10 protein-coding genes are annotated in these 9,924 nt (G+C 53.1%); 5 read left to right on the top strand and 5 right to left on the bottom strand.

Features of this window, described 5'->3' with window-relative positions:
- Positions 1–2: 2 nt before the first annotated feature.
- On the top strand, positions 3–278 hold the full coding sequence (locus tag K0B01_04005) for a tyrosine-type recombinase/integrase (protein ID MBW6485297.1): 276 nt from the start codon (positions 3–5) through the stop codon (positions 276–278).
- 339 nt (positions 279–617) lie between these two features.
- Here the strand turns inward: K0B01_04005 and K0B01_04000 are convergent, their stop codons facing one another.
- Positions 618–1,718, bottom strand: coding sequence for an NADH:flavin oxidoreductase (locus K0B01_04000; protein MBW6485296.1), 1,101 nt, complete (start codon positions 1,716–1,718; stop codon positions 618–620).
- Between the two features lie 452 nt (positions 1,719–2,170).
- On the opposite strand from K0B01_04000, the gene K0B01_03995 reads away from it, so the two are divergent.
- On the top strand, positions 2,171–2,521 hold the full coding sequence (locus K0B01_03995; GenBank protein MBW6485295.1) for a DMT family protein: 351 nt from the start codon (positions 2,171–2,173) through the stop codon (positions 2,519–2,521).
- A gap of 271 nt (positions 2,522–2,792) precedes the next feature.
- On the opposite strand, the gene K0B01_03990 is transcribed toward K0B01_03995, so the two are convergent.
- The 4 genes from K0B01_03990 to K0B01_03975 are packed head-to-tail and all read right to left on the bottom strand — an operon-like array spanning position 2,793 to position 6,376.
- Positions 2,793–3,434 carry a membrane integrity-associated transporter subunit PqiC gene (locus K0B01_03990; GenBank protein ID MBW6485294.1) on the bottom strand — a complete coding sequence of 214 codons (642 nt, stop codon included), beginning with the start codon at positions 3,432–3,434 and terminating at the stop codon, positions 2,793–2,795.
- 55 nt (positions 3,435–3,489) lie between these two features.
- On the bottom strand, positions 3,490–4,422 hold the full coding sequence (locus K0B01_03985; protein MBW6485293.1) for an MCE family protein: 933 nt from the start codon (positions 4,420–4,422) through the stop codon (positions 3,490–3,492).
- Positions 4,412–5,197 carry an ATP-binding cassette domain-containing protein gene (locus K0B01_03980; protein MBW6485292.1) on the bottom strand — a complete coding sequence of 262 codons (786 nt, stop codon included), beginning with the start codon at positions 5,195–5,197 and terminating at the stop codon, positions 4,412–4,414. Before K0B01_03980 ends, K0B01_03985 begins: the two co-directional genes overlap by 11 nt.
- Positions 5,198–5,227: 30 nt before the next feature.
- Entirely contained in the window at positions 5,228–6,376 is a 1,149-nt protein-coding gene (locus K0B01_03975) for an ABC transporter permease (protein MBW6485291.1), read from the bottom strand.
- A gap of 282 nt (positions 6,377–6,658) precedes the next feature.
- On the opposite strand from K0B01_03975, the gene map reads away from it, so the two are divergent.
- From map to K0B01_03960, 3 genes are all read left to right on the top strand, one after another.
- Complete coding sequence (gene map, locus K0B01_03970; protein ID MBW6485290.1) at positions 6,659–7,414, top strand: type I methionyl aminopeptidase; 756 nt, start codon at positions 6,659–6,661, stop codon at positions 7,412–7,414.
- 134 nt (positions 7,415–7,548) lie between these two features.
- On the top strand, positions 7,549–8,676 hold the full coding sequence (locus K0B01_03965) for a 2-hydroxyacyl-CoA dehydratase family protein (protein MBW6485289.1): 1,128 nt from the start codon (positions 7,549–7,551) through the stop codon (positions 8,674–8,676).
- 13 nt (positions 8,677–8,689) lie between these two features.
- A complete protein-coding gene (locus K0B01_03960; protein MBW6485288.1) occupies positions 8,690–9,922 on the top strand; it encodes a 2-hydroxyacyl-CoA dehydratase in 1,233 nt (410 codons plus the stop codon).
- The last annotated feature ends 2 nt before the right edge of the window (positions 9,923–9,924 follow it).

Raw genomic sequence — 9,924 nt, 5'->3', positions numbered from 1 at the left:
CGATCGACCCGCGCAGCGGCCTGCGGCGAAGGCACCATCTCGACGATGCAGCTTTTCAGAACGCCATCCGCAAGGCGGCAAGGGCGGCAGGCCTTTCCCAGCGGGTAACACCGCACACATTGCGTCACTCCTTCGCCACCCATCTACTGGCAGGCGGGGCCGACATCCGGACCGTGCAGGAGTTGCTCGGCCATGCCGATGTCGCCACCACGATGATCTACACCCACGTGCTCAACCGGCCGGGACTTGCGGTTCGCAGCCCCCTCGACAACCTTTAATGCCGGAACAACTCGAAAAAGAGTCCGGTGATCAAACCTTAAACACCAGCGATTGCACCGGTGGCGCAGAAAAGTGGCAGACCCGATAACATTATGGCAATAATCCTTTTCAACATGGCCTTCCCCGAAGCCAGTTTGCCGCATTGATGGGCGTCTCGAAACGGACGCTGGAACAATGGGAACAGGGGCGGCGCGAACCGTCCCGTGCGGCAAAAACATTGATCAGAATAGCTGATTTACGTCCAGAAGTGTTGAAGGAAATTTCGGCGGGAGAAAGGCAAGTTCTGCGAGACGTGACAAACTATGACATTTGGGCGCCAGATTCTGCGACTGTGATAATCAGGCCGACCTCTTTTCAGCCACGCAGTAAACCCCCTGGCCGGTCAGCCCCGGGCCGAAGCACCGATTGCAGGAAATGCACGCGGCTTTTGCGAAGTTCCCGGATTTCCAGCGATTTATCAAATCAGGCTCGCGGATAAGTGGGCGGCAGAAGGAAACGCAATCGACGATTCCGTCGGCAATCAGCCTTTCGGCGACCCCGAAAGAACGGGTTCCGCCGATGAGGATAAGGGGAACGGAGACCTTTTTGCGGAAGGCCTTGGCCTCCTCACTGAAATATGCCTCCTTTTCCTCCGAATCGATTCCCATCCTGCTCGGGCTCAGCTTTCCCCCGCTCAGGAATCCGCCGCTCAGTTCGATTGCGTCAATTCCTGCTTCGGCAAGCAGGGAGGCGGCCGTAAGCGAGTCGTCGAGGGCAAGGCCGCCGTCGATAAAATCGCCGACGTTCATCTTGACCAGCACCGGGTAGTCGGGGCCGACGGACAGACGGATCGCGCGGAGCGCTTCGATAATAAAACGGGTGCGGTTTTCAATACTTCCCCCGTATTCATCGGTACGCCGGTTAAAAGCTGGCGAGAGAAACTGACTCAGCAGATAGCCGTGGGCGGCGTGGATCTGCACCCCGTCGAAACCGGCGGCTTTTGCCCTTCCGGCCGCCGCGGCAAAGGCGCCGACCAGTTCCTGGATATCCGGAAGAGTCATTTCCCGGCGGGGCGATTGGGCCATTTCGGGAACGAGGGAGGGGGCGAGCGGCGCTTCGCCCGTCAGTTTGCCCATCGCGAAGAAGCCTCCGTGGGCCAACTGCAGGACTATCCGGCTGCTGTTTTTATGGACCGCTGTCGCCAGTCGGGTTAGTCCGGGGAGCAGTTCGTCTTGGTAAACGCCGAGCTGTCCCGGCCCACTCCGACCATTCTTGGTGATGAACGCATGCCCGGTGATGATCAGGCCAACGCCTCCCCGAGCCAGGGCGATCATCCGGTCGCTCAGGGCCGGTGTGACCCCTCCGTCCTTGTCCGCGAGTCCCTCCCAGGTTGCGGAACGGACAGTGCGATTTTCGAGCAGCATGCCATTAATGTTTATTTTTTCAAATATTTTTGCCATTTTCGTTCTCCCCGCCGCTGAAATTTATTTTGCTCTTGTCCCTGGTTGCCGCGTGGCCGCAAAGGGGCCCCACAGCGGAAGATGCATAGAGTTAATTATAATTTCCCGATGTTATAGATGATACATGGCCGCAGCCCGGTTTTGACGGCTGAGACGATACGGGAAATTCAACCGTGTGTCAACGGGTTTTGCAGGGTAAGTTTGTTCTCCATGCAAGTACATGATTTTAAATAAAGGGCGAAGATGGAAAACCCGCTATTTTCCGCCTTTTGCGAACAGAACAAATTTACCGTGACGGGTTTTACATTTCCGGGGAGTCATTTTTTCCGTAATTATTTCACTTGACAGCGAACGGCTGCTTATGAAATGACCCCCCGCAGCAGGGCGGCAATGAGCGGCGTCTGAAAAAAATGTCGGCATGTCTATCATGCATGATGGCGGGCGGTAGGGGTATGAACAGGGTTTTGGCAACGGTGGCGTTGCTATTCGCAAGCAATATTTTCATGACCTTCGCGTGGTACGGGCACCTGCGGAACATGTCCCATAAGCCCTGGATTATAGCCGCCCTGGCGAGCTGGGGGATAGCGCTGTCTGAATATCTGCTGCAGGTGCCGGCCAACCGCATAGGGCATACGAACATCTCCCCGGGACAATTAAAAATAATCCAGGAAGTCATCACTCTCTCAATCTTTATCCCCCTTTCCGCGCTTTACATGAAAGAAAAATTTACGCTGGACTATCTCTGGGCGGGCTTTTGCCTGATGGGTGCGGTTTTTTTCATCTTTCGCAGCAAAATATTATAGCAACTGCTCAGGTTGTTTGGACTTTAGTCTGAGCCAATTGCAAAACTCCCAACGCTGTCATTCCCGCAATGATTTTAAGCGGGAAAACGAAGTTTAATGTTCATAATCTGGTTCTAACTGCTTGAAAAACCGTATTCCCGATAGAAGCATTGTGTACATTAAGCTCCGCTTTCGGGAATGACAAATAGTTTTGCAATTGGCTCGTCTGTTTATAAAATTGGCGGGGCGCGCTTGGTCGCGTCCGGGGTGGTCGCCGAAAGCTCCAAGAACTTCATCGCGTGCCTGCCTGGGCAGGCGCAAGGGTTTTATAAATATCGTTTGTGATTTTTCGGGAAATTCTCTCCAGGGCGCGGCTCATTGCCTTGGCATAGCCTTCCGGCGTCCGGGTTGCCGGCAATTCTTCCTCCTGATATTTTTTCTGAAACAGAATTCTCCTGGTCGCCTCCCGCTGCGTTATATCCTTGAGCGTAATTTCCAGTTTGATAACAGCGGCATTGCCGGCTTTATCCATACGGAGGAAAAACTCATGAATCCCCCCCTGCAGGACATAACGTCCTTCATCCAGCACGTATCGTGAAAACACGGCGCGGAAAAGACCGCTTTCCTGCAGGTCGCGCAGCAGGTTGTCTGTTGCCATGTCGGCAGGATTAACCGCCCATTTGTTGTAATTCAAGGAATCAAACTTGACGCTGTCACTGCGGAAAATCATCGCCTCGCTGTTGTACGCATCGGCAACGGAGAAGCGGTCAACCCGGAGAGCGTCCTCGATCCGGGGAAGTTTTTCCAAGACTGGCGCGGGATAAGCTATCAGGTACCTGTCTATTGTAAGCGGCGGTTTGCCGACGCATCCGGCAACGTACAGGGAGGCCAAAAAAAGGAAACTCACCCGGAAAAAGCGAAGCTTGGTGTTCATAATACGGGGCCGGCTTTTGCGAAACGGCAAGCATTGCTCCATTGCATCTCCTCCTTTATTCCAGCGGCTTTCGCGGCGGCCCCGGGCGGCCGAAAATCAGCTCCGAGGGGTTGTTTTTCAGGCTCTCCGCGAGACCCTTCAGGGATTCGGAGGCCGTCCGCAGGTTTTCTGACGAATCCTGCAGCTTCAGGGCGATCGCCCTTGAGCTCTTATCTATCGCCTCGATAGCCTCGCCCGCTATTGCCGCCTGCCGGGGAAGCTGCATTGCTTCGATCTCCTGCCTGGCGCTTTTGATCAGAACGCGCGTTTCGGCAAGGGTGGCGGCGATATCTCTCCGGACGCTTTCCGTCTCGAATGCGTCAATTTTTTCTTTTATCCTGGCGGCGGAGCGGTCAAGGATGAGGGAGGCGGATTCCAGATTGGCGATTATTCTGGTCAGACGCTTGTCGGTCATGAAAACCTCAAGCGAACGGGCGGAATCCTTGATTTGTTCAGATACACCTTTAAAATCAATAGCTTTAATATTTTGCAGGATGGTGTTGGCATCGGACAAAAACCGGCTGGTTTCCGAGCGGCGCGACGGGATGACGGGATGGTCGGAAACGAAGGGAACATTCCGGAAGTTAACAACGATCTCCGGGCTGATCCGATCCAGTTCAATGAAGACGATTCCGGTAATGCCGGCCGTTCGCAACTGGGCATAGGTGTTTTTCTGTAAATCGCTGGACAGATCGATCTTCATGACGACTTCAATCAGCATGTTGTCGGGCGCGACTTTTATGCTTTTGACCTTGCCGATTTCCACGCCCCGGTATTTGACCGTCGAATCCACCTGCAGCCCCTGTACCGATTCGTCAAAATAAACGTTGTAAAGCGCCCCCTTCAGGAACATATCCGACGCGCCGAGCCAGATGATGGCAATTGCGCCGATCAATAAACCGCTCAGAACGAAAAGCCCGGTGATGAATTTTTTATTCTTACTGGCCATAAGAACTCTCCTGAAGCAACGCCCCGGGCGCCTGCCTCCAAAAGAAATTACGAACCAGGGGGTCTGTCGAGTGTTCCTTCATGTCGGCGGGACTCCCCTCTGCGATGATGCCTCCCGCCGCCTTGCTCAACATGATGATGCGATGGGAAATTTTGAAGATGGATTCCAATTCGTGGGTGACGATAACCATTGTCGTCCCCAGCGCTTCATTGGTTTTGATAATCAGATTATCGAGTTCGGCAGCGGTAACCGGGTCCAGCCCCGCCGACAGTTCGTCAAAAAAAAGTACAGTTGGGTCAAGCGCCATTGCCCTGGCGATGCCGGCCCGTTTTTTCATCCCCCCCGACAGTTCCGCCGGATAGTGATTTTCGTATCCGGCCAGATTTACCATCCCCAGTTTCATTTTGACCAGCAGGTCAATGGTCCCGTCGTCGAGATCGGTGTATTCCCGGAGCGGCAGGGCGATATTTTCGCTGAGCGTCATGGAGCTGAACAGGGCGGAAGATTGGAAAAGGACACCGATACTGCGCCGGTATAGGTTTAATTCCTGCTCATCCGCGCCCCTGATGTCCTCACCCCGAAACAGAACCCTTCCCGAGGCGGGCCTGTGCAGTCCGATCATTATTTTCAGCAGCGTGGATTTACCGCAGCCACTTTCTCCTGCAATAACAAGTACTTCTCCTTTTTTTACCTGAAAGCTGACGTCAGCAAAGACGATGTTGTCGCCGAACCGGGCGGTCAGATTTTCCACCGTAATTATTGAGCTGTTTTCCATAGCGAACAAGGCGGCTCCTTCCGCAAACAATTATCTTAGATAGTACAGCACAATGGCAAAAAAGGAATCAGCGACTACGATCATAAAGATGGCGGCTACGACCGCGGATGTTGTGGACTTGCCGACATCCTGCGCTCCGGAACGGGCCAGAAACCCCCGCTGGCAGCCAATTCCGGCAATGAGCGCCGCGAAAACCGCCGCCTTGATCAGGCTGGCAACGACGTCAAAAACGCCGACGGCATTCAGTGATTGTGTAATATACGTATTAAACGACATGTCAAGGCCGATTACGCCGACGGTCAAGCCGCCGATGACGCCGAACAGATCGGCGTACAGGGTCAGGATGGGGACCGCGATCAGCAAGGCGAAAACTTTCGGAACGGCCAGGAATGCCACTGGATCGAAACCCATTGTTTTCAGTGCGTCCACCTCTTCATTGACGACCATTGTCCCGATTTCGGCGGCAAACGCGGAGCCGGAACGACCAGCCACCAGGATCGCCGTCATGATCGGCCCCAGCTCCTTGACCATCGCGAAACTGACAAGCGCCGGGACGTAAACATTGGCGCCGAACAGGCGCAGTTGCAGGAAAGACATGAAAGCAATGATGAGCCCGATCAGCAGGTTGATCAAACCGACAATCGGCAGACCGTTGACGCCGGCCTGCGTCATATAAAACAGGACGTCTTTGGCGCGTACCGAGCGGGGATGAAAAACGGCATTAGCCACGGCAACCAGCAGTGCGCCAAAAAATGTAATAAATTCCTGCGTATCGTGTACAAATTCGAGAAAATCCCCACCGATCCGGGTGATCGCTCCTTCGCGTCTTACCGTTGTCTTCAGTGGGGGTTTGGTCAGGACGTTCTGGTCAATTACGCCGAAAATTCTTTCTATTTTTTCAGGGAAATTGACGAGTTGAACAGCGAAGCCCCTTGCCGCGCAGGATTGCCTGATGGTCAAAATGGCCAGGGCGGCGGCACTGTCGAAATAGGAGACGCGGGAAAAATCTAATTCTATTTCCTGAATGGTTTCTGCATTTTCCAGCAGATTGTTTATCTCACTGGAAAAGACAGGCAGGGTCTTGAGTCCGAATTCACCCGACAAATGGATGACGAGCCGGGATTCGGCAAGGAGATGCGATATTTGATGTGGAGCCTGCTGTTTCTGACGGTTTTTCATGGCAGCCGGATGATTGGGCAGTAAACGGGAATGTTTCCTGACAATTAAAGCGCTTCGCTGCCAACTATAGGTAAATCGAGATTGTCTGTCAATGAAAAAACAGTCACGCAGTCAAGACCTTCTCGCCGACCTTGCCGCTAAAACGGCTTGACTAATATTCCGGGAAATGGTTTACCAGAACGGCAGGGCGGGAGGTCGCAACAGTCCTAACTGTTTTTACAGAAAATACTTAATAAACAGTAACATGCATGCACTTTCAACGATCTGATCAAGAGCGGGCTTATGATTATTATTAAAAACAAGGATGATATCGAAAAAATGCGAAAGGCCGGAAAGCTGGCCGCACAGCTCCTCAAGTATATAGAACCATCTGTTAAAGAAGGAGTAAGCACGTTATTTCTGAATGATCTTTGCCAGGAATATACGCAAAAGCACGGGGCGATTTCCGCGCCGCTGAATTATCATGGTTTCCCGAAGAGCATCTGCACCTCGGTGAACAATGTGGTCTGTCATGGAATTCCCTCGGAAAAAGAAATACTTAAGAATGGGGATATCGTTAATGTCGATGTTACCGTCATTCTCGACGGCTATTTCGGGGACTCTTCACGAACCTATGTGGTCGGCGACGGAGGGGAAGAGGCGAAAAATCTTGTTTCCCGCACGGAGAATGCCATGTATCGGGGAATAGACGAGATCAAGCCCGGGAAGTTTCTCTACGAGGTCGGCCGGGCGATTGAAAAATATATCTCCAAGTTCGGCTACAGCATCGTTCGCGATTATGGCGGTCATGGGATTGGCAGGGATTTTCACGAAGAGCCCTATGTGCATCATCACTACACCAAGGAAGATGCGGTGCGGCTGCGGCAGGGGATGACCTTTACCGTCGAGCCGATGATCAATATGGGGAAATCTTACGAGGTTGTCACCTCACGGGAGGACGGCTGGACGGTGACGACAAAAGACGGCAGTCTGAGCGCCCAGTTTGAGCATACCGTGCTTGTTACCGAACAGGGCGTCGAAATTCTTACAAAAATGTAAAACCAGCCGGGGCAATGTCAGCAGCCAATGAACGAGCCGCAACGCGGCGCAATTCAAATAGCCGATTTAGTGTAGATAACCGATGTCCAGGCCGCAGCGCGGTGAAATGTTATTAGGCTCTGAAGGAGGCATTGATGAAGCTAAGCGAAGAGCTTCTGCTTATTGCAAAAGACCCCTATGGTTATGCCGAAACGCTGAAAGCTGAAAAGAAGATTGTCGGCACTTTATGCTCATATACGCCGGAAGAAATAATCATCGCCACAGGGGCTCACCCGTTTCGTCTTTTCGGCTCCGGACAGAAGGCGCGCCTGGCCGACGCCCATCTTCAGTCCTATTGTTGTTCTCTGGCCAGGGGAGTGTTGGAAGATGCACTGTCCGGAAGGCTTGATTTTTTGGAAGGGATTGTTTTTGCGCATACTTGCGACACAATGCAGCGGCTCTCGGATATCTGCCGGATCAACAAGGACGGTTTTTTTCATTTGGATTTGATTCTGCCGGCGAAACTGAATACCGAAAGCGCCCGCAGCTATTTCCGGGATGTTTTGGAGATCTTCAGGAAAGATTTGGGGGCAAAGCTCGGAGTGGAGATTGCCGATAGCGACCTGCGCAAAGCGATCAGCGCCATGAACCGGATCCGCAAGTCGTTCACCAGAATCTACGAGCTGATCAACAAGAATCCCTCAATTATAAATGGAGAAGAATTATATATACTTAACCGTGCGGCGATGATTATGGACAAAAAACGGCTTGCGGACCTTGTTGAGGATGCCGTGGTTCAACTATCCTCTGACAGCCGTGAGGCCCCCGACGCCGGCGCCCCCTTGCCAAAGCGGATTTTTCTGGAAGGGGGCGTATGCAATTATCCTGATATATACAATATCATTGAGGAAGCCGGCGGCGCTATTGCAGGCGACAACCTCTGTACCGGGTTCCGCTATTTTAACGGTCCTGTCGATGAGGACAATCCGGATCCGCTCATGGCGATCGCCGACAGGTACATGAAGAGAATTGTCTGCCCGGCAAAGCATGCGGGAATAGCTGATCGGGGGGAGCGTCTGGTGGAGATGGTTGTGGAAAAACGGGCGCAGGGGGTGATTTTCTTTTTTCTGAAATTCTGCGATCCCCATGCCTTCGATTATCCATATCTGCAACAAGTATTGGAAAAAGCAGGCATTCCCAGTTTGATGCTCGAGGTGGACGACCCGCTTCAAGCGGGCGGGCAATTGCAAACAAGGGTTGAGGCGTTCATCGAGATGATTTAGCGGGAGAGACGAAGTGGCGGAGCAAGACGAGGGCAAAGAGAGAAGAAAGATCAAGGCGGCGGCGAAGATGAAGGAGATCATGACCTCCTACTACATCGACGCAAAAACCGCCGGACAGACCGGCAAGAAGGTCGCCTGGATAACGAGCGGCGGCCCGGTGGAGCCGCTGATTGCGATGGACATCATTCCGGTTTATCCGGAGAACCACGGGGCGATGATCGGGGCCTCGAAGATGGGCGTCGAGCTCTGCCGGAAGGCGGAGGAGATGGGCTATTCAAGCGATCTGTGTTCCTACGCCCGTTCCGATATCGGCTGCGCCCCGATCAACGGCGGCCCGATCGGCGGACTCCCGGAACCGGATATGCTGGTCTGCTGCAACAACATCTGCGGCACGGTTCTGAAGTGGTATGAGGTGCAGGCCCGCTATTTCAATATTCCGCTGTTTATCCTCGATACCCCCTTTACCCATGTCGATTTTTCCGCTGAAGCAAAGAAATATGTAAAAAGTCAGATACTTGAATATATAGAGTTTCTGGAAAATGCGACCGGCAAGAGATTCGATTACGACCGGATGCAGGAGGTGGGGAAGCTCTCCCTGGAGGGACAGCGCCTCTGGCAGGCCGTGCTCGATATGGCGGTGAATCGTCCGTCGCCGCTGAGCGCCTTTGACGCCTTTTTTCATCTGGCCCTGATCGTAACGCTTCGGGGAACAAGGCAGACGGTAGATTACTACAAAATCCTGCTCGAGGAGATGCAGGAGCGAGTAGCGCAGCAGATCGGCGCGGTAGCCGAAGAAAAATACCGTCTCCTCTGGGACAACCTCCCGATCTGGTACCGGATGAAATGGCTTTCTGAAAAATTCGCCTCTGCCGGCGCGTGTCTGGTCGCCGATACCTACACCACCGCCTGGTGCGGCTCGATGAAGTATATAAAAGAAGACGATTTTATTGAGACAATGGCCGAAGGCTACAGCCGGATCTACCTGAATATCGGCGTCGATCAGATGGCGGAGCAGGTAATCGCGATGGCCGAAAAATACAATGTCGATGGAATCGTCATGCACTCCAACCGGAGCTGCAAGCCCTACTCCTTCGGCCAGTACGATATCCAGAGGATCGTAGGCGAGAAAATGGGTATTCCCACGCTGATGATCGAGGCGGACATGGTGGATGAGAGGAGTTTTTCCGAGAGCCAGGTGGAAACGCGGATCGAGGCCTTCATCGAGGTTTTACAAGGAAAGAAATAAAG

Source organism: Syntrophobacterales bacterium, from assembly GCA_019429105.1.
In the GTDB taxonomy this organism is placed as follows: Bacteria; Desulfobacterota; Syntrophia; order Syntrophales; family UBA5619; genus DYTH01.
Note: the sequence above shows the minus strand (reverse complement) of the source record. Positions and strands in the feature narration are given on the sequence as shown.

What these genes read in the sequence shown, in the direction of transcription:
- K0B01_04000 (MBW6485296.1), bottom strand. Translation starts at nt 1,718, where the DNA reads ATGGCAAAAATATTTGAAAAAATAAACATTAATGGCATGCTGCTCGAA.
- K0B01_03995 (MBW6485295.1), top strand. Translation starts at nt 2,171, where the DNA reads ATGAACAGGGTTTTGGCAACGGTGGCGTTGCTATTCGCAAGCAATATT.
- K0B01_03990 (MBW6485294.1), bottom strand. Translation starts at nt 3,434, where the DNA reads ATGAACACCAAGCTTCGCTTTTTCCGGGTGAGTTTCCTTTTTTTGGCC.
- K0B01_03985 (MBW6485293.1), bottom strand. Translation starts at nt 4,422, where the DNA reads ATGGCCAGTAAGAATAAAAAATTCATCACCGGGCTTTTCGTTCTGAGC.
- K0B01_03980 (MBW6485292.1), bottom strand. Translation starts at nt 5,197, where the DNA reads ATGGAAAACAGCTCAATAATTACGGTGGAAAATCTGACCGCCCGGTTC.
- K0B01_03975 (MBW6485291.1), bottom strand. Translation starts at nt 6,376, where the DNA reads ATGAAAAACCGTCAGAAACAGCAGGCTCCACATCAAATATCGCATCTC.
- map (MBW6485290.1), top strand. Translation starts at nt 6,659, where the DNA reads ATGATTATTATTAAAAACAAGGATGATATCGAAAAAATGCGAAAGGCC.
- K0B01_03965 (MBW6485289.1), top strand. Translation starts at nt 7,549, where the DNA reads ATGAAGCTAAGCGAAGAGCTTCTGCTTATTGCAAAAGACCCCTATGGT.